Origin of the sequence: Ensifer sp. Root127 (assembly GCF_001425225.1) — a bacterium.
Classification (GTDB): Bacteria; Pseudomonadota; Alphaproteobacteria; order Rhizobiales; family Rhizobiaceae; genus Ensifer; species Ensifer canadensis.
Genome location: NZ_LMDX01000051.1, coordinates 206397 through 230939, shown reverse-complemented (window position 1 = coordinate 230939; position 24543 = coordinate 206397). Strand labels below are relative to the sequence as shown.

The following is a 24543-nucleotide window of genomic DNA, read 5'->3' as shown; positions in this document are numbered from 1 at the left end:
ATGGCCCGCGTTCTCGCTTTCTTGATGGTGTTCCTAGGACTTGCGTCCGCAAGCCAGGCGCAGAACCAAACCGCCACGCCCGGCGCGGAGCCGGCCAAGGTTCAGCAACTGATCGAGCTGCTCGATGATCCGGAAGTGCGGCAATGGTTGGCCACCAAGCAGCCGGCGGCGCCCGGTGCGACCGCGCCGGCGGCAACGACATCGACCGATGCCAAGCCGGAGCCCGGATTTGCGGCCCGCTGGACGGCTGAGATCCGCCACCATCTGACCGGTATTACCAACGCGGTGCCGCGCATTGGCCCCGAATTCGACGCGGCGCGCAGCCGCCTCGCTGGAGACATGGAAAACCATGGCTCCGCCCCGATCCTCAAGGGATTCCTCTTGATCTTGCTGGTCGGGTACGGCGCCGAATACGCGCTACGCTATTTTTTGAGGCGGACGTTGCGTTCGGCGGCCTTGACCGGGGCGGCGCGCACGATTCTGGTCAAGGTGCTGCCGCTCCTGGTGTTCGCTATTGCCACGACCGCCGTGCTCGCCGTCGCTGAGTGGCCATCGCGGCTTGAAGAAACCATCGCGCCGCTCCTGGTTGCCTGGATCGGAGCCCGCTTGCTGATCACCAATGGGGCCGCAGTAATGTCTGGTGGAGCGGTCGATGCGACCGATCCATCCGGTCGAGCCGGCTATCTCTCGCTGACGGCTGAGGATGCGCATTTTTGGTACCGCTCGTCAGTGGCAATCATTTGTGCCGCCGCCGCCATCTGGGGTATCGGCGACGCCATGCAGGCCCTTTCTGTCGCCCCCGACGTTCGCAACCTTGTGGCGGCCGCGCTCGGTCTTATCGTGCTTGCACTTGCAATCCTCACCGTGCTGAGGAGACCAGCCGCAACCACAGGATCGCGCCGTGTTGTCGGCAACATTCTGCTGGTCTCCTTCCTGGTGCTGCTTTGGGTGCTGTGGGTGGCCGACATGAGGGTTCTGTTCTGGATCGGCCTTTACATCATCGGCTTGCCACCGCTCCTGCGCTTCACCAGTGCCTTTGCCCGCACGATGCTGGATGTATCGGCGGACGACGATATGCGCGTCATGCGCAATGTGCTGATCGAACGCGGCGCCAGATTGGCGATCATTGCCTTGGCGGCCGGATGGCTCGCGCTTGTCTTCCGCGTCAACGCAGCGATGATGGTCCAGGACGACGTTTTCAATCGGATTTTCCGTGGTGTGCTTGCCGGTGTCGTCATTCTGCTCGCGGCTGACTTGATATGGCAGTTGACGAAGAGCCTGATCAGCCTTCGCGTCAAGCACGCTACCGTCCAAACGACTGACCCCTCCGAACGTGCACGCAACACCCGCTTGCTGACGCTGATGCCGATCCTGCGTAATTTCCTTGCGGCCTTCATCCTCGTGGTGGCGCTGCTGATGGTGCTTTCCGGCCTTGGCGTTCAGATCGGCCCGCTGATTGCCGGTGCCGGCGTTTTTGGCGTCGCCATCGGTTTTGGTTCGCAAACCCTGGTCAAGGATGTGATCAGCGGGATCTTCTACATGATGGATGACGCCTTCCGCATTGGCGAGTACATTCAAAGCGGCAGCTACAAGGGGACGGTGGAATCCTTCAGCATACGCTCGGTGAAGCTGCGGCATCATCGCGGTCCGGTCTTCACCGTGCCGTTCGGGTCTCTTGGTGCTGTTCAGAACATGAGTCGCGACTGGGTGATCGACAAGTTCATGATCAATGTGTCCTACGAGGCCGACATCGCCAAGGTGAAGAAGGTGGTGAAGGGCATTGGCGCGGCGCTTCTCGATGATCCCGAATTGGGGCCGACGATTATCGAGACGGTGAAGATGAAGGGCGTCGAGAGCTTCGGTGACTACGGCATCACCTTGAGTTTTGCGATGACGACCAAGCCGGGACATCAGACACAGGTCCGGCGCCGGGCACAGGCGATGATCAAGGAGGCCTTTGACAAGAACGGCATCTCCTTCGCTTCGCCGACAATGCACGTGGCCGGCGACGAACAGAACGCGGCTGCGGCAGCCGCGACGCGCGATGCGATCGCCAAGAAGAATGCAGCGGCAGCGCTCGCCGAGGGTGCACCACCGGAATAGGGTTTTCTCTGGCTGGGGAGGCCATAAATGAGACGCCTCGCATTGTTTCTGCTGTTCTTCGCCGTGGCGGGGACCGGACATCTATGGGCTCAATCGGACGAAAGTACATTCCAGCCGATCATCGCCCCGCATATGGGTGATCTCGACGTCATGGAGAAGCGGCGGCTGGTGCGGATCATCGTGCCCTTCAGCAAGACAATCTACTTTATCGATCGCGGTCGGCAGCTCGGCACAGCAGTCGAGTTCGGAACGGCGCTCGAAAAAGAGCTGAACGCCGGGCGAAAAAAGGAGATCGAAAAGATAAGGGTCGCATTCGTGCCGATGGCACGTGGGCGCCTGCTGACGGCGCTTGAGGAGGGCCTTGGCGACATCGTCATGGGAAACCTCACGATCACCGAGGCGCGGCTGGCCAAGGTCGACTTCACCGATCCGTTGTTCAACGAGGCCAAGGAAGTGCTGGTTACGGGGCCGTCGGCGCCGGCGATCGCCAATCTGGACGATCTAAGCGGCCGGGAAGTCCGTGTTCGCACGTCCAGCAGCTACCACGAGCATCTGGTCGCGCTGAGCGACGGTTTCGTCAAGGCTGGGCGCGCGCCGATCACGATCAAGGAGATGGACGACAATCTCGAGGACGAGGACATTCTCGAGATGGTGAATGCCGGTCTTTTGCCCTGGGCGGTGGTCGACAGATACAAAGGCAGCATTTGGGCTACGGTGTTCACGGATATCAAGATGCGTGACGATATCGTCGTATCTGATCACGGGCAGGTTGCCTGGGCGATCCGCAAGGAGAACCCTCAGCTCAAGACCGCGCTCGACGCCTTCGTCAAGACCCACCGGGTCGGCACCACCTTCGGCAACATCCTGAAGAACACCTACTACAAGAGCGACAAGATGCTGAAGCGTGCCTATGCGCCTGAGGACATGGAGCGCTTCCAGCAACTGGTCGAGATTTTCCGCAAGCACGGCGGTACCTATTCCTTCGACTATCTGATGCTGATGGCGCAAGGCTATCAGGAATCGCAGCTTGAACAGTCCCGGCGCAGCCCGCGCGGTGCAGTCGGCATCATGCAGCTTCTGCCGTCCACCGCCGCCGACAAGGCCGTCGGCATCCATGGCATCGACAAGGACCAGAACCTGAATGTCGAGGCCGGATCGAAGTATCTGAGGCACCTGATCGATACCTATATTGATGACCCGGCGGTCACGCCGCGCAACCGCATGCTCTTCGCCTTCGCGGCCTATAACGCCGGCCCCGGCAATTTGCACAAGTTCCGTGCAAAGGCAAAGGACATGGGCCTCGATCCGAATTTGTGGTTCGGCAATGTCGAAAATGCCGCGGCCGCGATCGTTGGGCGCGAGACGGTTCAATATGTCAGCAATATCTACAAATACTACGTTGCCTACGGGTTGCTGGCGGAGCAGGCTCAGGAAGCCACCACAATAAAATCCTCGGCCACTGCCAATGCCAGTGCGCAGTAGATTTGCATCACGTCGTCTTGAGTGGCCCGCGCCCTTATTGACGACGGAGACCCGAAAGCCAGCTGGACCTGATGGCGCCGACCGGCCTATTGAATGATGCCTTCAATCAATCGGATGAAGGCATTTTTGGGCGAGTGTGAAATGTTGCGGCGACCATGACGTATCGTTTTTGAGGCGTTGGATACTGGGTCACGAGCGCCTCGTCCGGGGCCGGCCCGAAGGAGGTTTTGGTGATGGTTGTATCGAGACGCGCGTTCCGTCCCTGCGGGCCATTGGTACTGCTCGCAGTGTTGGGCCTTGCTCTGGCCGGCTGCACCACTCCGGATCTGGAGCCGATACCGGGAAGCATCACCTATGGCGGGCAGCCGAGGACGAAGCTGACGAAGGCGCCGGTGGGCAGCATGGTGCCGCATACTTTTGTGAGCGGCAGCAGCTTCGTCAAAGAGACATACATTATCCAGCCGGATCGCTCGCTCAGGCTTGTTCGAAGGGATTATTTCGACATACCTGTCAATTGATCCGGTTAAGGTCCGTGTGCGGCCCGAAGGCCGGCTTGCACTGCCGCTGCCGTTGACAGTGTCAAACGAAGACGCGATAGCTCGATCTGCATGAAAATCGCCTTCTACGCACCGCTGAAATCCCCCAGCCACCACGTTCCATCCGGTGACCGGCTGATGGCGCGCCTGTTGATCGACGCGCTGCGGCAGGCGGGACATGAAGTGTGGATTGCCAGCGAGTTGCGCAGCTTCATGGCGGATGCCAGCGAGGTACAGTTCGCGTCGATGGCGGCAGCCGCGGCCAGCGAAACGGCGCGTCTTCGCACGCTTTGGCAGTCCCTAACGCCACCTGATGTCTGGTTTTGCTATCACCCCTATTACAAGGCGCCGGATCTGATCGGGCCAGGGCTTGCGGCCGAGTTTTCCATTCCCTACGTCACAGCCGAGGCCTCCTATTCATTCCGCCGCAATGAAGGCGTGCGCGCCGTTGCGCAACGCCATGTACTGCGCGCCATTGAACAGGCCGCGGTCAATATTTGCCTGACGCAGCGGGATCGCGATGGCCTGGTCGAGGCAGCACCCACCTGCCGGCAGGCGATGCTTCCCCCCTTCATCGATACGGCTCCGTTTACACGGGCATTCCGCAGTGCTGCGGATGGTTGTCGCCTCGTCACCGTGGCGATGATGCGCAGCGGCGACAAGATGGAGAGCTATCGTATGCTTGCCAGATCCCTGTCGCTGGTTGTCGATCGGCCGTGGACAATGACCGTTGTGGGTGACGGGCCGTGCCGGCAGGATGTTCACGACGTTTTTTCCGCTTTGCCGGCAGACCGATTGATTTGGCTTGGCGAAAAAGATGCGAGCGACATCCCGGGCATCCTCGGCGAAAGCGCGATTTATCTTTGGCCGGGCCGCGGTGAAGCCTATGGGCTGGCCTATCTCGAGGCACAGGCGGCCGGACTGCCCGTCGTTGCGCAGCGCACAGCGGGCGTGCCCGAGGTGGTGCGGGATGGCGAGACCGGGCTGTTGACACCCGAGGGCGACGTCGATGCCTATGCGGCAGCGATCCGCTGTCTGATCAACACCCCAGAGACCCGCCAACGGTTTGGCGAAAATGCCCGACGTTTCGTCCACGAAGAGCGGTCCTTCCCCGCCGCAGCACGGCGATTGGGCGAGATTTTCGAAGGATTTCTGGAGGAGCCCGCGTGACCGTTGATGCCGACTGGCACTTACTCGTCGATGAACTCGATCGCGCACACGTGCGGGGACGAAAGGTCGACTTCTGGCTGAGGGACGACGATGCCACCGAGCCGAGCGCTCCGCTCGACCGGCTTCTATCGCTTGCGGCAAGCCATGCGGTGCCGGTGACGCTCGCCGTGCCGCCTGCGCCGGCGACCGAAGCGCTGGCGCGGCGTCTCGCGGGCCTTGCCGATGTCTGCGTGACGGTGCATGGCTGGGCACACCGCAATCACGCGCCGCCTGGCGAGAAAAAGCAGGAACTCGGTGCCCATCGGCCGCACGTCATGATCCTCGATGAATTGCGATGCGGCGTCGAGCGCCTGCAAACGCTCTTTCCCGAACATTTCATTCCGATGCTCGTCCCGCCGTGGAACCGGATCGATCCGGCCCTGCTGCAACGACTGCCCGAGGCTGGATTTGCCGCCCTTTCGGTTTTCGGACCGGAGAAGCCGTCGCCTTTCCCGCTGGTCAACACTCATGTTGACGTCATGGATTGGCGCGGTACGCGCGGATGTCGGGACCACGGGATTATCATTGCCGATATTGTCTCGCGCACGCGGCAGGTCAGCGGCGACATAGAGGGCAAGGAGCATCAGTCGGGCCGCACGGTCGGTCTCTTGACCCATCACCTCGTGCACGACGAGGCCGTCTGGGATTTTCTCGAGAAGCTCTTCACCGTCACGGCCGGGCACCCCGGTTGCCAGTGGCGTCAGGCGAAAGACCTCATAGATCGATGATCTGACCGTCACGGGCAGCGAACGCACCGGCAAACATGGACTGTACGTCGATTTCCATCGCGTCCAGCTGTGCGTCTGTTCGCGCGGGGTCGTGATGGAACATTGCCAAGCGCTTGACGCCGGCGGCCATCGCAAGGCGCGCGCCATGCATCCCGGTCGAATGACCAAAACCGCGAAAATGCGTCATCTCGCTTTCGAGATAAGTGCAGTCGTAGATCACCAATTCGGCGGCGGCGATGAGCTCAAGGACCGCCGGGTCGAGGATGCCGGGTTCGTGTTCGGTGTCGTAGACGAGCGCCACTGCGCGGCCGTTCCATTCGACGCGATAGCCGACGCAGCCGCCGGGATGGGTAAGGCTCGTCGTGCGGATCGTCACGCCCTCGCGCGGGGTCAGGACGTCTCCGGGCTTGAAGTCGACGCCTTCAAGGCTTGCCTGACAGATATCCGGATCGACGGGGAACCATGGCGGCCGCATGAAATCGCGGATCATTTCCTTGGTCGTCATCAAGCCGTGCAGATGCCCCGACCAGAACCGCACCGACGACTGACACTTGTAGATTGGCTTGAAATACGGAAGGCCGATGATGTGGTCGTAGTGGCTGTGCGTAAAGAAGAGGTCGTAATTATCGACGCCTTCGGCAATCAAAGAGGCGCCCGCTTCGCGTAATCCTGATCCTGCATCGAAGAGCAACACTTCCTTGCCGCATCGAATTTCGATGCAGGATGTATTCCCCCCATAGCGCAGGAACTGCTCGCCGGATACCGGCAAACTCCCTCTTACGCCCCAGAACCGCACTCGAAAATTGTCTTCTTGCATTCCTGTTTCGGCTTCACGCTGTCCGCGCAAGCCTAGTTGCCTGCGCTTAACTGATAGACAAGCACATATGACCACCCCCCTGCAATGGCATGGGTTATTGTTTAGACATTAACCTTATCAATGCCCACAAATGACGATGGCATATTTGATGTTGTGTCGGGTGGGCCGAAGCCTTGTCGCGGGCAGCGATCAACGGCCGTTTGCAACAATCGTCAGGCTTTTCGGGAGCTTATCCGGCCATTTGACCGTCGCAGCTGTTGCTCCTCCTCAAGCTGATGCAGCGAATTCTTGCAATCGCCAGCGGATATGAAGCGGCACATCCCAAGCGTTGCTTCTGCCTCTACCCATGACGTTTGCGGCAGCGTCTGGTCACGATGTCACCATTTTATGCTGATGCCGATATTCCCCTCCAGCACTTGCGTTTTGTCTCCGCCGAGGTTGGTCGTGTAGTCCGCCGTCGCGAAGAGGCTGGTCGATTCCGATAATTTTGCAACGAGACCACCGCCGATTTCCAAAGCGGTGCCGCCGACTTTGGTGACGATCGCGTCTGAGCCGAAATTTATGCGCTGGTCCGCATCGAAGCCGTGCCAGATATTGGCTTTGACGTAGGGATGAAGCGTTGCCGTCTCTGTCGGAATGTCGCCTTGCAACCGAAAGCCCAAACGGCCGGTAACAGCGTCCTCGCTGTCGAAGGACGTCGTCGAGAATGCATCCCGTTGCTCGTCCAGCGAGAGATGTTGCCAAATCAACTGTGCCTGCGGTTCGAGCGTCCAGCTCTCGGTCAAGGCTATCGGATAGCCGCCCTCCAGCGATGCCGTAATGCCGGTTCCGTCAACCCCGATGCCGGTGCCGCCGTTGGAGTTCGCATCTCCATCGAACCAGGTACCCATCAAAACGGCATCGAGATACCAGTCATTGGGGCCGATATGGGTCCAATATCCGCCGAAGCTGTTTGCGTCGACCTCGATGTCGCCGACGCTCAGATTGTTCCAGCCGAGCGCCTGGCCGGTGATGTCGCCGTCGGCGCGGACGTGGCTGAGGAAAAGACCGACGCGGTCATGATGGCCCGTATCGGTTTCCCATCCGAAAAGGTCCTGACCGGCCTGAAAGCCGAACAGGTTGCCATCGAATCCCGGCGCGACAGTTCCATCCCACTCCATTTCGGTGTTCTGGCCGAAAACACGCGCCCAACTTGTCGGCAGCGCACCTGCGCCGTCAAGCAATGCCTGCTCGCCGCGACGTTCGTGGAACGTGCCGAGGCTGGAGAGGGCAAGATACTGGGCAACGGGCGGCACGGCCGCGTAGGTAGGTACCTCGACACGGTAGAGTGGAACGACTTCCACAGCTGTCGGCGTACCGTCTATCGTCACAACCACCACCTCGGGGGTTACTGGCGTGGCATCCTCTGAAGGGGGCGTAGCGCCAGGTCCAGGCGGTACGAGGACCACTTCCGGCGTCACGACCTCCGGCAGCGGGGTCGTCACCGGCGGCGAGGGCCACGGGTGCCGAGACCTGACAACCGTCAAATTTTAGGAGGAAACTCGGACAATCGAGGATTGTTGCCAAGGCGTTACGTCCAGTTGCCAAGGTCTTTGACGGCTGATGCTGAAACCCGCTTCGCGGGCCTCTGGCGTTGCCGGGGTCGTCGCAGGTTCCCTGAACACGGGTATCGGGATTTGAAACTTTTTCTTGCGGTCTCGCGTGGAACATCTATCGACATAGCCAGTAGGTAAAAGCTCGGAGCATCGATGGCACAGACGAGTGAAACACGATTCTACGACAGCGTGCCGCTCTTTGACGCGTTCGAAGGGGTTGCCGACGAAACGAATTATCGTGCCTTGCCGGACGACTGGATGCTCGCGCTCGCCGATATCGTCAATTCAACCGGTGCGATCGCCGAGGGCCGCTACAAGACCGTGAACATGGCCGGCGCAAGCGTCATCTCCGCGCTGATGAACGGTCTTGACGAGAAATCCATGCCGTTTGTTTTCGGAGGCGACGGGGCGCTGGCGGTCCTGCCAGCATCGATGGCGGAGCGCGCGAAAGCGGCGCTTGCCGCGGTGAAAACGTGGGTCCTCGAAGAATTCGGGCTCGAGTTGCGCGCGGCACTGGTGCCGGTCAGGGACATCAGGGCGGATGGCCTCGACATGCGCGTCGCCCGCTTCAAGGCGAGCGAGGAGGTCTCCTACGCGATGTTTGCCGGCGGCGGTGCAAGCTGGGCGGAAGCGGCCATGAAGGCGGGGCGTTACCAGGTGGAGGCGGCACCGTCGGGCACGCGACCCGATCTCACAGGTCTATCGTGCCGATGGAACCCAATCCAGTCACGACACGGCTCGATCGCGTCGATCATTACAGTGCCCGGCGAAAAAGGCAGCGGACCGGAATTTCAGGCGCTGATCGCCGACATCGTTGCTCTTGCCGACGAGGAAGAGCGACACGCGCATCCAGTTCCCGAGCTCGGGCCTGAACCACGCTTTTCCACTCAAGGCATCGAAGCCGAGGCGCGGGCGAGGGCGCCGCGGGGAGGGCGGCTTCTGGCGCGCCTTTGGATCACGCTGCAGACATTGGCGCTGTTCATCTGTTTTCGCATGGGTTGGAACCTCGGCACGTTCGATACGACCCGTTATCGGCGCGATCTCGCCAACAACACCGATTTCCGCAAATTCGATGACGGCCTCAAGATGACGATCGATATCAGCGCCGCGCGCCTCGCCTTGATCGAGGCGCGGCTTCGTCGGGCCGAGGCGGCCGGCGTCGGCCGCTACGGCCTGCACGAACAGGACTCTGCATTGATGACCTGCATCGTGCCCACCCCGATGAGCCGGGATCACATGCATTTCGTGGACGGAGCCTCAGGCGGCTATGCGGTTGCCGCCAGCAAGCTGAAGGCGGCCTTGGCTAGGCCTTGACGATGTGCGCGCCGGTCAGGCCGTGGCGGTGAAACACGTTGCGCGTATCGACGATAAGCGGTGAGGCGCTAGCAAGGGCGGCGTAGTCGACCTGGTCGTGGTCGGTTGCCACCAGCACGACATCGAACTGCCGGATCGACTGCTCGTCGAGCGTCACGGACCGTCTGCCCTTCAGAGCGCTGTATTCGCGCGTCGATGGGATCTCGGCGACATAGGGGTCGTGGTACTCGCACCGACCGCCGCGTTCCTCGATCAGTTCGATCAATTTCAGCGAAGGGCTTTCGCGAATATCGGGCACGTTCTTCTTGTAGGCGAGGCCGATGACAAGGACCTTCGAACGGCTGAGCGCCTTGCCCGCATGGCGATCGAGCGCCTCGGCGATCCGGCTGACCACGTGGCGTGGCATTGCCGAATTGATCTCTCCGGCCAACTCGATGAACCGGGTCGGCAATTCGTATTCGCGCGACTTCCAGGTGAGGTAGAAGGGATCGATCGGGATGCAATGCCCGCCGAGCCCAGGCCCGGGATAAAACGGCATGTAGCCGAACGGCTTGGTCTTCGCCGCCTCGATCACTTCCCAGACGTCGATGCCCATCGCCTCGAAGACAATCTTCAGCTCGTTGACGAGGGCGATGTTGACCGAGCGGAAGATGTTCTCGGTCAGCTTGACCGCTTCGGCGGTGGCGTTGGACGATACCGGTACGACCGTTTTGACCACCGCGGCATAGAAGCGTTCCATCAGGCTTGCGGCGAGCGGCCCGTCGCCTGCCACGACTTTCGGAATGCTGGTCGTCTCGTAGACCGGGTTGCCGGGGTCTTCGCGTTCGGGTGAAAAGCCGACAAAGAAATCAACGCCCGACCTGAGGCCGGTCTCCTCGAGGATCGTGCGCACGACGCCGTCGGTCGTTCCCGGGTAAGTGGTCGATTCGAGCACCACGAGCTGGCTGGCCCTGAGCGTTGCTGCAATCGCACGTGCCGTATTCTCAACGAAGGAAAGGTCGGGATCGCGGTGTTTCGTCAGGGGCGTTGGCACGCAGATGACGATGACATCGCAACTGCCCAGCTGTCCGAAATTGGTGGTGGAGCTGAAGCGCCCGGCTGTCGCCTGCTCGGCCAGCACGGCGTCCGGTACGGCTGCGATATAGGATTTGTGCGCGTCGAGCGCGACGATCTTTGCCGGGTCGATGTCGAATCCGGTCACCGAAAAGCCCGCGCGTGCCGCCGCAACTGCGAGCGGCAGGCCGACATAACCAAGTCCGATGACGCCGACATGGGCCGTGCGAGCCGAAATCGACGCCAGCAGCCTTTCGTGATGGGGTGAGGTCAATTTTCGGTTCCAGCTTTTGTGAACGGGAGGCGCCAGCCTGGCGACATGTCGTGGTTTGTTGGATAGAAACAAGGTACAAGTCAAGCGTGGCGCGGATGCCTTCCCCTGACTGCGGTGCATTGGCGTGCCATCAAATCTTCGTGTGGCCGCGGCGCGAAACAAAAAATTCGCGCGCCTCTGGAAATTGCAGAGGGCCATCAATATCTGCAGTATATAAGTGCCGCATTCCGGGTGCCTGCACGTCATCGACGCCGGAATCGGTTGGAGCATTTTCTTAACGGGCACGTATCATCATCAGCCGCCGCGAGCGAACGCCGACACATCGTCGGGCCGTTCGCCCATCGCAATTGGGCATGGTGCTGGACTGTCTGTCACGGTGAGGACGCGAAATGGGCCCGGTAAACGATAACGTATCTGAAATCCTGATCGACAAGGTCGCGGACTGGCTCATGCGGACGTCGCTCAGCGACGAGCCGCTGGAGACGATCGTCAAGGGCTTCTGCGAGCGGCTGGCAGCTGCCGGCCTGCCGTTAATGCGCGTGCACCTTTCCTTTTCCATGCTGCATCCGCTCTATGATGCGCTCGGCTTCACCTGGGTGCGCGGCAAGGGCGTCGAGGTCAGCGGCCTGCGGCACGAGGAACTCGCGCTCAATCCGGAGCGGTTCCTGCGCAGCCCCTACTATTACCTGCTCAACAACAATCTCGAGCATGTCCGCCGGCGCCTCTACAAGGATACGCCGTCCGAGTTCCCGATCTTCGACGAGTTGAAGGAACAGGGGGCGACCGACTACATCGCCTTCATGCAGTCGCTCGGCGCCGATTCCGGCCACGGTATGGTCGGCTCCTGGACGACGGACCGCCACGGCGGCTTCACCGATGACGTCATCGGCGCGCTGTTGCGCCTGCAGAACCATCTCGCTGTTGCGGCCAAGATGGCCGTTCTCGGCAAGCTCGCCGACAACATGCTGACCACCTATCTCGGCTCGAGCGCCGGCCGCCGCGTGATGAGCGGGCAGGTCCGGCGCGGTGACGGAGAGACGGTACGTGCGATCCTTGTCATGGCGGATATGCGCCGCTCGACCATGCTTGCCGAAAAGGAGGGCCGCCAATCCTATATCGAAACGCTGAACGGTTACTTCGATGCGATTGCTGCGCCGTTCAACCGCAACGGCGGCCATATCCTCAGCTTTGTCGGTGATGGTTTCCTGGCAGTCTATCCCTGCGGCCGGCACAAGGAACCTTCCGAATTTGCCGCGCGCGAGGCGTTCGGCGCGGTGCGCGCCGCAACCGCACGCATGGAATTGCTCAATTCCGAGCGGCGCAAGCAAGGGCGTGACCCGATCGGCTATGGCGTCGGGCTTCATGTCGGCAATGTAATGTTCGGCAATGTCGGCCTTCGCGACCGGTTAACGTTCTCGGCCTTCGGCTCGGCGGTCAACGAGGTGCAGCGGCTGCAGAACCTGACGAAGAAATACGCCCACAGCGTTGTCGCCAGCGAGGCTTTCGCCAATTATTGCGGCGGCGACTGGACCGCGCTCGGGCAGGAAAAGCTGCGCGGCGTGCGCCAGAAATTCACCATTCTCTACCCGAATGAGGCAGCGCTTCTGCCAAAGCCGGATGAGCGCCTCGATGATGTTTTGCAGGATGGACTTTCGGAAGCAGAGCATGTCATGCTGCTCCATCGCAACACCCGCCCGCTGCAACCGCCGCGTGGCCTTATCGACAAGATGCTTCAGTAAGGACCTCAATGTTCCGAGCAGCCCTCATCGTCGCGAGCTTCTTCATCACTGGCGTTGCAGCAGCGCAGCCGTGGGAAACCAAGCTTTTCGACGGGTTCGAGGGAAAGGATTTCTCGCCGGACGGCGGGCTCTACTACCGGGAGAATTTCGAGCAGAGCGCGGGGACGGCCGAGTTTCAGAGCATCGTCAAGCGCAACGGCAATGGCGGACTCAAGCTGAGCGTCGTGCCGATCTGTCCGGATTCGCTCGACGGCTGCAGTGAGAGAGCGGAAATCTGGGAGAAGACGGCGCTGCGGGTGCCCTACGACCAGGGTATTTGGTACGGGTTCTCCATGAAGTTTGCCGACCCGATCCCCTCAGGTGATCATCGTTATCTCGTGGCGCAATGGAAACGCGAGATCGACCCGGGTGCTGAAGGCGATTTCAGCCCGTTCCTGGCGCTCCGCATGAACTTCGGCAAGTTGTTCGCAACTATCGAGACCAATTATATCGCGCCGGTTTCCACCGGGCCGGACGGGGTCGCCGCCGCCTGCATGCCGGGTGAAGTGCCGGTATGGGGACGCCCGGGCGTCAACCAGATGCGCATGCTTGTGGCCGCTGATTCCGCGTGGAAGGCGGATGACGGCAATCTGTTCAACGCCTGCACAGATGCGATTACGGTGACGAACCACGGCAATCCATTGCCCGATCCGAAGTCGGGCTGGATCGATTTCGCGATTTATACGAAGCCGGGCGCCGACGGCACCGGCCATATCGAGCTCTTTGCCAATGGTAAGCCGATCATCACGGTCAAGGGCCATGTCGGGCATGCTGACAAGGGGCTCGGCCGTAATCAGTATTTCAAGTTCGGCCCCTATCGCGCGGCCGATGCGACCGACTGGACGCTCTATTATGACGATTTCCGTCGATCGCCGCGCTGCGCCGACGTGCTGCCCCAAGAAACTTGCCCTCTTCCCTGAGATCGCGACGCGACCGTAAACTATGCTGTGGTTGCAAGGGGCTAAGCTAGACAGCCCCCTGAAGCTGCGATAGTCTTTTTTTAGAGGCGGCGGATACAAGGGCAATGAGGGAAGTGTGTTGTGATGACATCAGGGGCGGACCTGCTTCGAGTTGAAGGTCTGCGGATCACATTCTCGGTGCTCGGCGGTGAAGTTGAAGCCGTCAAGGAAGCGAATTTCAGAATTTTGCCAGGAAAGGTGACCGCCCTCGTCGGCGAGTCCGGTTCCGGGAAATCGGCCATCAGTCAGGCCGTCATGGGTATCCTGCCGAATGTCGCGCGGGTCGGTGGACATGTCCTGTTCAACGATCCGGCGGCCAAGGGCAAGCCGATCGACCTGCTCTCGCTGGAGCGCGAAGGTGAAGAAATACGTGCCTTGCGCGGTACCCGCATCAGCAAGATCTTCCAGGAACCGATGACGTCGCTGTCGCCGCTCCACACGATCGGCAACCAGATCTCCGAAGTCTTGAAAATTCATACGGATGCGGAAAAAGCCGAAAGGCGCGCCAGAACGGAAGAGCTTCTTGGTTATGTCGGGTTTTCGAACCCGAAGCGTGCCTATGATATGTATCCTTTCGAGCTCTCCGGCGGCATGCGCCAGCGTGCCATGATCGCCATGGCGCTGATCTGCCGACCGGCGCTGTTGATCGCCGACGAGCCGACGACTGCGCTCGATGTGACGGTGCAGGCGCAAATCCTGCAGTTGCTGCGCGAGTTGCAGGTCAAGCTCAACATGGCGATGCTGTTGATCACCCACGACCTCGGCGTGGTTGCCAATATGGCTGACGAAGTCGTGGTGATCTATCACGGCCAGATTGTCGAAGCAGGTCCGGTCGATGCGATCTTCCGCAATCCGCAGCATCCCTATCTCAAGGGCCTGATGGCCGCGGTCCCGCATTTCGACATGAAGCCGGGCGAGCGGTTGAAGGCATTGCGGGAGGTGCCGGTCAAGGCTGGGACACTGCTGGGTGCCAAGGCCTCCACTAGGGCGGTTGGCCCCGACGTTCTCCTGTCCGTACGCAACCTTTCCAAGACCTATGGAACGCGCAAGACCTCGTGGTTCGGCAAGAAGGACCCGTCTCGCCATCGCGCGGTGGACGATGTCAGCTTCGATATCCGTCGTGGCGAGTGTCTGGGTCTGGTCGGCGAGAGCGGCTGCGGCAAGACGACGGTCAGCAAGATTTTGATGCGGGCCATCACGCCTGATGGCGGCAGCGTCAGCTTCGATGACGGCGAAGGTCCGATCGACGTGCTCAAGGCGGAAGGTGATGAGCTGAAGACGCTGCGCTCGAAGATCCAGATGGTTTTTCAGGATCCGGTGTCGTCACTCTCGCCACGCATGACTGTCAGGAATATCCTGAGCGAGCCGCTCGAAATCCACGGGCGCGGAACGGCGAAGTCGCGTGTCGAGACGGTGCGCTTGCTGCTGCAGGCCGTCGGGCTCGACCAGCGGTTCGTCAACCGCTATCCGCATAGTTTTTCCGGCGGCCAGCGCCAGCGCATAGGTATAGCGCGGGCGCTCGCTCTGGTCCCGCAACTGCTGATCTGTGACGAGCCGGTATCGGCGCTCGACGTTTCCGTCCAGGCCCAGATCCTCAACCTGCTCAAGGATCTGCAGAAAGAACTTGGGCTTACATGCCTGTTCATCTCGCACAACCTCGCGGTGGTCGACTATATGGCCGATCGGATCGCGGTGATGTGTGCGGGGCGCATCGTCGAACTCGCGCCGCGCGAAGTTCTGATGCGCAAACCGGTGCATCCCTACACGAAGTCGCTGCTCGCTGCCGTCCCCTATCCGGATCTCGATCGTCCGCTGGATTTCGATCTGCTCAAGGCCATTGAGGGGTCGGACATGCGGCGCTGGGGACCGCAGTTCAGCGACGACGGCGAGGAAGGTGCGCTTTTTCCTGCTGACCTTGGTGGCGACCACTATGTTCTCGCGCGCAAGTCAGTGGATGCAAGGGAGTTACGGCCATGATCACTCGCCGAACTGCGCTCGCCCTGCTCGCAACAGTGGCGTTTCCCAAGTACCTTCTTGCAGCGGCAAGCGAGCCGAAATTTTTTGAGGCGCTTGTCGCCGAGGGAAAGCTGCCGCCCGTCAATGAACGGTTGCCGAAGACCCCGCGCGTCATCAACGTTGCGGCCATGGGACGCCAGCCAGGCAAACACGGCGGCACCGTGCAGAGCCTGATCGGCAGCGCGAAAGACATACGGTTGATGACCGTTTACGGCTACTCACGCCTGGTCGGCTACGACGAAGAACTCGAACTGCAGCCGGACGTGCTGGAAAGCTTCGAGACAGTCGAGGACCGGATCTTCACGTTCCATCTGCGCGAGGGACACAAGTGGTCGGACGGAAGCCCGCTTACGACGGACGATTTCCGCTACTGCTGGGAAGATGTTCTGCTCAACGAGAAACTGAGCCCGGCGGGCCTGCCGATGGCGCTGGTGATCGACGGCGAGGCGGCAAAGTTCGAGGTGCTCGACGAGCGGACCGTGCGCTACACCTGGTCCACGCCCAATCCTGATTTTCTGCAAAAGCTCGCCGCACCACAGCCCTTGGTGCTGGTGATGCCGGCGACGTACCTCAAGCAGTTCCACGATAAATATCAGGATGAGGACAAACTCAAGGCGCTTCTGAAGGAGCAAAGGGTCAAGAAGTGGAACCAGCTGCATATGCGCATGGCCCGTTCCTACCGCCCGGAAAATCCCGATCTGCCGACGCTTGACCCGTGGCGCAACACAACATCCTTGCCGGCCGAGCAGTTTGTCTTCGAGCGTAACGCCTTCTATCATCGGGTCGATGAGAACGGGTTGCAGCTCCCCTACATCGACAAGTTCGTGCTCAACGTCAGTTCTCCGGCGCTGATCCCGGCGAAGGCCGGCACCGGCGAGAGCGACCTGCAGGCGACAAATATCGACTTTATCGACTACACCTTCCTGAAAGATGCGGAAAAGCGCTATCCGGTGAAGGTTCTCCTCTGGAAGAAGACGCAAGGCTCACGGGTCGCGCTGCTTCCCAATCTCAATTGCTCCGATGCGGTCTGGCGGTCGTTGCTGCAGGATGTGCGCGTCCGCCGGGCGCTGTCGCTGGCGATCGATCGTTCTGAAATCAACAAGGCCGTCTTCTACGGACTGACCAAGGAGAGCGCCGACACTGTCCTGCCGGACAGCCCGCTGTTCCGGCCGGAGTTCGCCTCCGCCTGGATCGCCTACGACCCGGTGCAGGCCAATGCGTTGCTGGATGAGGCTGGCCTGACGAACCGCGGCAGCGATGGCATTCGTATTCTCCCTGACGGCCGTGCCGCTCAGATCGTCGTTGAGACCGCAGGCGAAAGCACCCTGGAGACCGATGTCCTGCAGTTGATCACCGACTACTGGCAGAAGATCGGCATTTCGCTCTTCATCCGCACGTCGCAACGCGACACCTTCCGCAGCCGTGCCGTCGGCGGTGAGATCGTCATGTCCATGTGGTTCGGACTCGACAATGGTGTGCCGACTGCGGACATGAACCCAGGCCAATTGGCGCCGACTGCGGACGATCAGCTGCAATGGCCGGTTTGGGGGCTCAACTATCTCTCGCATGGTGAGATGGGGCAGGCGCCCGATCTTCCGGCCGTCGTTGAGCTAACCGAGCTTCTGCAGCGTTGGCGGCACTCGGCCGAGGATGCCGAGCGCACCGAGGTCTGGGAGAGGATGCTGTCGATCTACACCGACCAGGTCTTCTCGATCGGCATCGTGAATGCCTCCCTGCAGCCAATTCTCGTTGCCAACAAGATCAAGAATGTCCCGGAAGCAGGGCTCTACGGATTCGATCCGACGAGCTATTTCGGCGTCTACAAACCCGATACGTTCTGGATCGAGCAGGAAGGCTGACATGCTGCGATACATCCTCTGGCGCATCGCGGCGATGGTCCCGACCTTGCTCATCATTTCAGCGCTCGTCTTCACCATCATTGAGCTGCCGCCCGGCGACTACTTCGAGAGTTACGTCGCCGAGATCAGGGCGCAGGGCGAAGGCGTCAACATGGAGCAGATCGAGGCTCTCCGGAAGGAATACGGCTTCGATCAGCCGCCGCTGCTGAGATATGTTCATTGGCTCGGCGGCATGCTGCAGGGCGATTTCGGCTACTCCTTCGAGTACGAACTGCCGGTCAGCGCCGTCGTCGGCGACAGGATGTGGCTGACGATCCTCGTCTCGTTCGTCACCATCATCTTTACCTGGCTGATCGCCTTCCCGATCGGCATCTACTCCGCCACGCACCAGTATAGCTGGGGCGATTATGGGCTGTCGCTGGTGGGGCTGATTGGCATCGCCATTCCGAACTTCATGCTGGCGCTGATCCTGATGTACTTTGCCAATATCTGGTTCGGCATCTCGATCGGCCATCTCATGGATCAGAAATATCTGGCAGAGCCCATGAGTTGGGCGAAGGCGAAATCGATCCTCGAACATATCTGGATACCGGTCATCATTGTTGGTGCGGCGGGGACCGCCGGCATGATCCGGCGTCTGCGCGCCAACCTGCTTGACGAATTGCAGAAGCAGTATGTCGTGACCGCCCGCGCAAAGGGGCTTTCGCCAATGCGCACGCTGCTCAAGTATCCGCTCAGGATGGCGCTGAACTTCTTCATCTCGGATATCGGTTCCATCCTGCCGGCGATCATTTCCGGCGCGGAAATCACTGCGATCGTACTGTCTCTCGAAACGACCGGCCCGATGTTGATCAAGGCGTTGCAGAGCCAGGACATGTACTTGGCCGGCTCGTTCCTGATGTTCCTCGCATTTCTGACCGTCATCGGCGTGCTGATTTCCGATCTCGCGCTCGCCATTCTTGATCCTCGGATACGGCTGCAAGGCAGGAGCACCAAGTGACGTCATTCCTTCCGGCGCCCGGCGAACCGCTGCCGCACTACGTATCGACAGCACCATTCGATCCCTATTCCGTCGAAGCGATGACGGAAGAACAGGTGCGGGTTAACCAGGCTTCGCAGCTGCGGCTAATGTGGTGGAAGTTCCGCCGGCACAAGCTGGCGCTGATATCAGGCATTTTCCTGGTCGCGCTCTACCTGATGATCGCGATCTGCGAGTTCCTCGCACCCTACAATCTGCACACGCGCAATGTGGATTTCATCTATGCGCCGCCGCAGTCTGTGCACCTGTTCCACGAGGGCAAGTTCGTTGGCCCGTTCGTCTACGGGCGGACGATGGAACTCGATATGGAGACGCTGAAGCGCAACTACACCGACAACCTGCAGGACGTCGAGCCGATCCGCTTCTTCTGCCGCGGTGACAGCTACCGCTTCTGGGGCCTGTTCGAAAGCAATGTGCACCTGGCATGCCCGGCAAAGGACGGTCAGCTCTTCCTGCTCGGCACCGACCGGCTCGGCCGCGATGTCCTGTCGCGCATCATCTATGGTGCGCGGATTTCACTGACGATCGGCCTTCTCGGCATTACGGTGAGCTTCGTGCTCGGCATCGTCATCGGCGGTCTCGCCGGCTACCACGGCGGTGTCTTCGATCTCATCGTCCAGCGCATCATCGAAGTGCTGCAATCGATCCCGAGCATTCCGCTCTGGCTGTCGCTGGCCGCAATCATGCCTGCGACCTGGAGCCCGATCCTGATTTATCTGGGTATCACGATCATCCTCGGGCTTCTCGACTGGACCGGGCTTGCCCGAGCGGTGCGTTCGAAACTGCTTGCGCTGCGCGAGGAGGACTACGTTCTTGCCGCGCAATTGATGGGCGCAAAGAGCGGCCGCATCATCGGTCGACACCTGGTTCCGGGCTTCATGTCCCATCTCATCGCCACTGCGACCATTTCCATTCCAGGGATGATCCTCGGCGAAACGGCGCTGAGCTTCCTCGGATTGGGGCTGCGCCCCCCGATCACCAGCTGGGGCATCCTGCTGACGGAGGCGAAAAGCGTGAGCGTCATCGCCTTCTACCCCTGGCTGCTATTCCCAACGATCCCGGTCATTTTTGTGATTTTGGCGTTCAACTTCTTGGGAGACGGGTTGCGCGATGCCGCCGATCCCTACAAATGAGGTTCGTTTCGACGCCGGCCGCAAGCCGGCGTCGCGAGTTTTGATTCGTTTTTTCCTGAGCGAAAGGTTTCTGGCATGACGCGGCGCTTAGAAGATGCCCGGATACTCATGTACAGCCATGACACTTTCGGGCTCGGCCACCTGCGCCGATGCCGCACGATTGCGCATTCGCTGGTGGAAGATTATCGGGGTTTGAATATCCTGATCATATCGGGTGCGACGATTGCCGGCGCCTTCGATTATCGCGCGCGCGTCGATTTCGTGAAGATTCCGAGCGTCATCAAGCTGCACAACGGCGACTACACGTCTCTCGATCGCCATATCGAGTTGGACGAGACGTTGAAGATGCGCCAGTCGATCATCCGTCACACGGCGGAAACCTTCAAGCCAGACATCTTTATCGTCGACAAGGAGCCGATGGGGTTGCGAGGCGAGGTCGAGGAGACGCTCACCTATCTCAAGGCCCATGGCACGACGCTCGTTCTCGGCCTGCGCGAGGTGATGGATGCGCCGCATCTGCTCGAAGCGGAATGGAAACGCCGCGACACCATGCGCAAGATCGAGCAGTATTACGATACGATCTGGGTTTATGGGCCGCCCGACTTCTACGACCCGCTGACGGAACTCGAGGTGCCGCCCGCCGTGCGCGAGCGCATGAACTTCGTCGGCTTCCTGCAGAGGAGCGTACCGCGCGAGGAATTGCCCGGTCACAAGCCGGAAGGCGACTATATTCTCGTCACCACCGGCGGTGGCGGCGATGGTGCCGACCTGATCCACGATTTTATTCACGCCTACCAGCAGGATCCGGAGTTGACGCATAAGGCGCTTGTGGTCCTTGGCCCCTATATGCCGGTCAAGAAGCGCGAAAAGCTGATCAAAAAAGGAAGCAAGATCCCTTTCATCAAGATCATCGAGTTCGATAATCGCATGGAAGAGCTGATTGCCGGCGCCAAGGGCGTGGTGGCGATGGGCGGTTACAACACCTATTGCGAGATCCTGTCTTTCGATAAACCGGCGCTGATCGTCCCGCGGATTCAGCCGCGCGAGGAGCAACTGATCCGTGCACGTCGTGCCGCCGAGTGGGGTCTCATCGACATGCTGCTGCCCGACGAGGCGGTGGATCCCTTGCGTTTCGCCGCCGCGTTGAAGGCTTTGCCGCAACGCGCGCCGCCGTCGAAAAGTTGTGCCAACGGCCTGCGGCTCGAGGGGCTGGTGCATATCTCCGAAATCGTAGGCGGGTGGCTCGACGAGCAGTCGAGTGAGCACCTGAGTATTGTCAAGAAATCGAGCTGAAGCATTGCCAACGGACCGCAAGATTGCCGTCATTCTGAAGGGATATCCGCGCCTTTCGGAAACCTTCATTGCGCAGGAATTGCTCGGACTTGAGAAAGCGGGGCATGAGCTGGTCCTGATCGCGCTGAGGCGCCCGACCGACGGCAAGCGCCATCCCGTGCATGACGAGATCCGCGCCGACGTGCACTATCTGCCGGAGTACCTGCACGAGGAGCCATTGCGTGTCCTCAAGGGTCTGGTGCGTTCGCTGCCGAAGCCCGGATTCTGGAAGGCGCTTGGGCTGTTTGTGAAAGATCTGGGCAGGGACCTGACGCGCAATCGCTTCCGCCGTTTCGGGCAGGCGCTGGTTCTGGCATCGGAATGGCCGGGCGATCCGCGCTGGCTGCATGCCCACTTCATCCACACGCCGGCTTCCGTCACAGCTTATGCCAGCGTCATCGCCGGTACGCCCTGGACGTGCTCGGCGCATGCGAAGGATATCTGGACATCGCCCGACTGGGAGCTTTCCGAAAAGCTCGGCCGCGCGCGCTGGACGGTGACCTGCACCCGGACCGGCTACGAGCATCTGCAGAGCCTGACCTCACAAAAGGCCAGAGTGCATCTGAGCTATCACGGCCTCGATCTCGAGCGTTTCCCGCGTTTCGACGGCGAACATTCGAGCCGCGACGGTTCCGATGAGGCAGACCCGGTGCGCATCGTCAGTGTCGGCAGGGCGGTGGGCAAGAAGGGCTACGATGTTCTCCTTCAAGCTCTAGCCCTCTTGCCTGAGGATCTTCACTGGCGCTTCGAGCATATCGGCGCCGGCGAATTGACAGCAAAGCTCAAGGTCCTGGGTAGCGAGCTCGGTATCTCGGACAGAATTGCCTGGAAGGGTGCGCTCGATCAGACCGACGTGCTCGCCCACTATCGCACCAGCGATATCTTTGCGCTCGCCTGCCGGGTGACGGCAGATGGCGACCGTGACGGACTGCCGAACGTGTTGGTCGAAGCGTCGAGCCAGCGGCTCGCCTGTGTGTCTACGGCAATCTCGGGCGTGCCGGAACTCCTGGTCGACGGAGAAAACGGTCGTATCGTGCTCTCCGAGGACGCGAAGGCACTGTCTCTCGCCTTGGAACAGCTGATCCGCGACCCAGAGGGTCGCCGCCGGCTGGGCGCTGCCGCCGAGAAACGGGTGAGGGCGCACTTTGACCACCACTCCAGCATCGAACAACTGACGACCCTGTTTGCAAACGAATGGAAAGCGGCGTGATGCGGCAGCGGCGGGTCTTCTTTTATGTCCAGCATCTGCTGGGGATCGGCCACCTCGCGCGGGCAAGCCGCATTGCCAGCGCACTTGCCGCCGATGGTTTCGACGTCACGGTTGTCACCGGAGGCACGGCCGTTCCCGGCTTTCCAAGCGCCGACCTCAAACACGTAGCCCTGCCGCCGGTTGTTGCCGGCGACAAGGGGTTCTCCGGCCTGGCGGACGAAACCGGAAATCCGGTCGATGATGACTTCAAGGACCGCCGACGGAAGATGTTGCTTGACGCTTTTCGCACCTGCGACCCGGATGTCGTGATCTTCGAGGCGTTTCCGTTCGGTCGCCGCCAGATGCGGTTTGAACTGATGCCGCTGCTCGACCTCATCGAGGCATCGAGCCCGCGCCCACTGGTGGCGACATCCCTTCGCGATATCCTGCAGGAGCGGACGAAGCCCGGCCGTGCCGAGGAGATGCTGGATCTGGTACAGGAGCATTTTGACCTTGTACTCGTGCATGGGGATCCCGCCTTCGCTCGGCTTGAAGAGACCTTCCCTTACGCGCAGGAGATCGCCGACAAGGTTGCCTATACCGGTCTGGTCGCGGGCGATCCGCCGGCGCCGCCGTTGGAGCGTTTCGATGTGCTGGTCTCGGCCGGTGGCGGCGCAGTCGGCAAGGAGCTGATTGGCGCCGGTCTGGAATCTGCGAAGCTCCTGCCGCCGGGGCTGCAATGGTGCATGATTACCGGGCCAAACCTTCCGCAGGTCGACTATGACGCATTCGAGGCCGCCGCGCCTGGCAATGTGAAGCTGTTCCGTTTCCGGCAGGATTTTGCCAGTCTGCTTTCGGGTGCGCGGCTTTCCGTCTCGCAGGCCGGCTACAATACGGTGTGTGACATCATTCGCGCCGGTTGTGCGTCGCTGCTGATCCCGTTCACGGCGGGCGGGGAAACGGAGCAATCAACGCGTGCGGTTCGACTGGAAAAGCTCGGGCTTGCCGGTGTCCTGCCGGAGAGCGAGGTAACGCCGGCCCGATTGGCGCGCGACGTTGAAACGCAGCTCGCACGGGCCAAGCCCACGATGCCGCCGCTCGACCTCGAAGGCGCCGCCCACACGGCGGCGATCCTGCGTGAGCGGCTTTCGCAAGTGGCGGTCAAACCGTCCCGATCAGCATGAACCTTGTATATTTCTTCGTCGGCAACGCACCGACGAAATCGAGCGTCGCGAGTTTCGCCTGGTCGGCGAAAGCATCGACGGACTCGACGCAGTTGATGTGCGTCGGTTCGCTGAAGTAATCGTTCGACTGCAGGAGAACACGTGTGCCTGATGGGATCAGCGCAAGCCAGCTCCGCAGATCGGCGATGTGCTCGCAACTCGTGTTGACGATCAGGTCGGCGTCGAGGCTTGCGTAGTCGATCGCGTACATGTCGGCCGTGATGGCCCGGAAACGATCGGCAAAGGTCGCGTTGAGGGTGCGGGCGACAGCCTCGACGGAGGCGTCAATGTCGTAGCTCTCAGCCATTGCGATTTCGAAGCGACAATCCTCAAGCAACATCGCCGAAAGGATGCCGTACCACCCGCCGAGAACGACGATCCGCTTATAAGACTTGCCCGCCGCTTGCAGCAGCGTGTCGCGAGCCCAGAGCTTGCAGGCAACCTGCCTATGATTGAAGGCATTGGCTATATCGGCGTCAGGGTGTCTGGCAATCACCTTGGCGATGCCATCGATCAGCGGGCTTCCGGTATAGGCGGCGATACCGCGCGTCAGGTCGAAAGCGTTTTCGTACCAGTCGCTCGCAGGAGTAGGGGGATGGCTGGTGTGTTTCATGCACTCGTTGTAAGCTGGCAGACAATCGAGTGCAATATGGGCATTTTTCGTTCCCCACGCCTTGATCCGCCGCAGGGAGGCATGAGCGCCGATCTTGAAGGTGCGTTCAGGCGTCCATTGCGGTTTTCTCGCGCTCCTGCATAATCTAATAAACCGGATTCGAAACCGGATCAGATTTTTGCCGAAACGCCTTCGCGACCGGCCGCCCGTGGCAGTTCAGTCGGAAAGGACCACAAGCAAGCATATCGTGGCCGGGTATCGGTGGCTGCCCGCGCCGCAAACAACGCAGTG

19 protein-coding genes are annotated in these 24543 nt (G+C 60.7%); 15 read left to right on the top strand and 4 right to left on the bottom strand.

Features of this window, described 5'->3' with window-relative positions; translation table 11 throughout:
* Positions 1-24 precede the first annotated feature (24 nt).
* The 5 genes from ASD03_RS32230 to ASD03_RS32210 all read left to right on the top strand — a co-directional run bounded on the left by ASD03_RS32230 (position 25) and on the right by ASD03_RS32210 (position 6058).
* Entirely contained in the window at positions 25-2103 is a 2079-nt protein-coding gene (locus ASD03_RS32230) for a mechanosensitive ion channel family protein (RefSeq protein WP_244494344.1), read from the top strand.
* A 27-nt stretch (positions 2104-2130) separates the two neighbouring features.
* The gene (locus ASD03_RS32225) at positions 2131-3585 is read left to right on the top strand and encodes a lytic transglycosylase F (protein ID WP_057218214.1); all 1455 of its coding nucleotides are present in this window, start codon (positions 2131-2133) and stop codon (positions 3583-3585) included.
* Between the two features lie 233 nt (positions 3586-3818).
* The gene (locus ASD03_RS32220; protein WP_057218212.1) at positions 3819-4103 is read left to right on the top strand and encodes a hypothetical protein; all 285 of its coding nucleotides are present in this window, start codon (positions 3819-3821) and stop codon (positions 4101-4103) included.
* A gap of 90 nt (positions 4104-4193) precedes the next feature.
* A complete protein-coding gene (locus ASD03_RS32215; protein WP_057218210.1) occupies positions 4194-5291 on the top strand; it encodes a glycosyltransferase family 4 protein in 1098 nt (365 codons plus the stop codon).
* Positions 5288-6058: a polysaccharide deacetylase family protein gene (locus tag ASD03_RS32210; RefSeq protein ID WP_057218209.1), complete on the top strand. Its 771-nt coding sequence runs from the start codon at positions 5288-5290 to the stop codon at positions 6056-6058. The genes ASD03_RS32215 and ASD03_RS32210 overlap by 4 nt, the downstream gene beginning before the upstream one ends.
* On the opposite strand, the gene ASD03_RS32205 is transcribed toward ASD03_RS32210, so the two are convergent.
* Positions 6045-6875 (bottom strand): MBL fold metallo-hydrolase, encoded by an 831-nt coding sequence (locus ASD03_RS32205; protein ID WP_057218207.1) that lies wholly within the window; start codon positions 6873-6875, stop codon positions 6045-6047. The two genes, ASD03_RS32210 and ASD03_RS32205, sit on opposite strands and share 14 nt — an antisense overlap.
* Positions 6876-7252: 377 nt before the next feature.
* Complete coding sequence (locus ASD03_RS32200) at positions 7253-8245, bottom strand: autotransporter outer membrane beta-barrel domain-containing protein (protein ID WP_244494338.1); 993 nt, start codon at positions 8243-8245, stop codon at positions 7253-7255.
* Positions 8246-8623: 378 nt separating this feature from the next.
* Here ASD03_RS32200 and ASD03_RS32195 point away from each other — a divergent pair, with 378 nt between their 5' ends.
* Positions 8624-9784 (top strand): DUF3095 domain-containing protein, encoded by a 1161-nt coding sequence (locus ASD03_RS32195; protein ID WP_057218204.1) that lies wholly within the window; start codon positions 8624-8626, stop codon positions 9782-9784.
* On the opposite strand, the gene ASD03_RS32190 is transcribed toward ASD03_RS32195, so the two are convergent.
* Positions 9774-11111, bottom strand: a complete 1338-nt coding sequence (locus ASD03_RS32190) for a nucleotide sugar dehydrogenase (RefSeq protein ID WP_057218202.1) — start codon at positions 11109-11111, stop codon at positions 9774-9776. The two genes, ASD03_RS32195 and ASD03_RS32190, sit on opposite strands and share 11 nt — an antisense overlap.
* 389 nt (positions 11112-11500) lie before the next feature.
* Between ASD03_RS32190 and ASD03_RS32185 the strand changes: the two genes are divergently transcribed.
* From ASD03_RS32185 to ASD03_RS32145, 9 genes are all read left to right on the top strand, one after another.
* Positions 11501-12850, top strand: a complete 1350-nt coding sequence (locus ASD03_RS32185) for an adenylate/guanylate cyclase domain-containing protein (RefSeq protein ID WP_057218200.1) — start codon at positions 11501-11503, stop codon at positions 12848-12850.
* 8 nt (positions 12851-12858) lie between these two features.
* Positions 12859-13809 carry a polysaccharide lyase gene (locus tag ASD03_RS32180; RefSeq protein ID WP_082555716.1) on the top strand — a complete coding sequence of 317 codons (951 nt, stop codon included), beginning with the start codon at positions 12859-12861 and terminating at the stop codon, positions 13807-13809.
* A gap of 123 nt (positions 13810-13932) precedes the next feature.
* Positions 13933-15825 (top strand): ABC transporter ATP-binding protein, encoded by a 1893-nt coding sequence (locus ASD03_RS32175; protein WP_057218198.1) that lies wholly within the window; start codon positions 13933-13935, stop codon positions 15823-15825.
* A complete protein-coding gene (locus tag ASD03_RS32170; RefSeq protein ID WP_057218195.1) occupies positions 15822-17723 on the top strand; it encodes an ABC transporter substrate-binding protein in 1902 nt (633 codons plus the stop codon). Before ASD03_RS32175 ends, ASD03_RS32170 begins: the two co-directional genes overlap by 4 nt.
* Position 17724: 1 nt before the next feature.
* Positions 17725-18723 carry an ABC transporter permease gene (locus ASD03_RS32165; protein ID WP_057218193.1) on the top strand — a complete coding sequence of 333 codons (999 nt, stop codon included), beginning with the start codon at positions 17725-17727 and terminating at the stop codon, positions 18721-18723.
* The gene (locus ASD03_RS32160) at positions 18720-19895 is read left to right on the top strand and encodes an ABC transporter permease (RefSeq protein ID WP_057218189.1); all 1176 of its coding nucleotides are present in this window, start codon (positions 18720-18722) and stop codon (positions 19893-19895) included. Before ASD03_RS32165 ends, ASD03_RS32160 begins: the two co-directional genes overlap by 4 nt.
* A gap of 75 nt (positions 19896-19970) precedes the next feature.
* On the top strand, positions 19971-21188 hold the full coding sequence (locus tag ASD03_RS32155; protein WP_025428533.1) for a glycosyltransferase family protein: 1218 nt from the start codon (positions 19971-19973) through the stop codon (positions 21186-21188).
* Between the two features lie 4 nt (positions 21189-21192).
* Positions 21193-22437 carry a glycosyltransferase family 4 protein gene (locus ASD03_RS32150; RefSeq protein WP_025428534.1) on the top strand — a complete coding sequence of 415 codons (1245 nt, stop codon included), beginning with the start codon at positions 21193-21195 and terminating at the stop codon, positions 22435-22437.
* The gene (locus ASD03_RS32145; protein WP_128090385.1) at positions 22437-23600 is read left to right on the top strand and encodes a glycosyltransferase; all 1164 of its coding nucleotides are present in this window, start codon (positions 22437-22439) and stop codon (positions 23598-23600) included. The genes ASD03_RS32150 and ASD03_RS32145 overlap by 1 nt, the downstream gene beginning before the upstream one ends.
* Here the strand turns inward: ASD03_RS32145 and ASD03_RS32140 are convergent.
* On the bottom strand, positions 23578-24252 hold the full coding sequence (locus tag ASD03_RS32140; protein ID WP_025428536.1) for a hypothetical protein: 675 nt from the start codon (positions 24250-24252) through the stop codon (positions 23578-23580). The two genes, ASD03_RS32145 and ASD03_RS32140, sit on opposite strands and share 23 nt — an antisense overlap.
* Positions 24253-24543 lie beyond the last annotated feature (291 nt).

Coding starts and splice junctions, on each gene's coding strand:
- ASD03_RS32225 (WP_057218214.1), top strand. CDS start 2,131: ATGAGACGCCTCGCATTGTTTCTGCTGTTCTTCGCCGTGGCGGGGACC.
- ASD03_RS32180 (WP_082555716.1), top strand. CDS start 12,859: ATGTTCCGAGCAGCCCTCATCGTCGCGAGCTTCTTCATCACTGGCGTT.
- ASD03_RS32205 (WP_057218207.1), bottom strand. CDS start 6,875: ATGCAAGAAGACAATTTTCGAGTGCGGTTCTGGGGCGTAAGAGGGAGT.
- ASD03_RS32165 (WP_057218193.1), top strand. CDS start 17,725: ATGCTGCGATACATCCTCTGGCGCATCGCGGCGATGGTCCCGACCTTG.
- ASD03_RS32230 (WP_244494344.1), top strand. CDS start 25: ATGGTGTTCCTAGGACTTGCGTCCGCAAGCCAGGCGCAGAACCAAACC.
- ASD03_RS32195 (WP_057218204.1), top strand. CDS start 8,624: ATGGCACAGACGAGTGAAACACGATTCTACGACAGCGTGCCGCTCTTT.
- ASD03_RS32175 (WP_057218198.1), top strand. CDS start 13,933: ATGACATCAGGGGCGGACCTGCTTCGAGTTGAAGGTCTGCGGATCACA.
- ASD03_RS32170 (WP_057218195.1), top strand. CDS start 15,822: ATGATCACTCGCCGAACTGCGCTCGCCCTGCTCGCAACAGTGGCGTTT.
- ASD03_RS32140 (WP_025428536.1), bottom strand. CDS start 24,252: ATGAAACACACCAGCCATCCCCCTACTCCTGCGAGCGACTGGTACGAA.
- ASD03_RS32145 (WP_128090385.1), top strand. CDS start 22,437: ATGCGGCAGCGGCGGGTCTTCTTTTATGTCCAGCATCTGCTGGGGATC.
- ASD03_RS32215 (WP_057218210.1), top strand. CDS start 4,194: ATGAAAATCGCCTTCTACGCACCGCTGAAATCCCCCAGCCACCACGTT.
- ASD03_RS32220 (WP_057218212.1), top strand. CDS start 3,819: ATGGTTGTATCGAGACGCGCGTTCCGTCCCTGCGGGCCATTGGTACTG.
- ASD03_RS32185 (WP_057218200.1), top strand. CDS start 11,501: ATGGGCCCGGTAAACGATAACGTATCTGAAATCCTGATCGACAAGGTC.
- ASD03_RS32155 (WP_025428533.1), top strand. CDS start 19,971: ATGACGCGGCGCTTAGAAGATGCCCGGATACTCATGTACAGCCATGAC.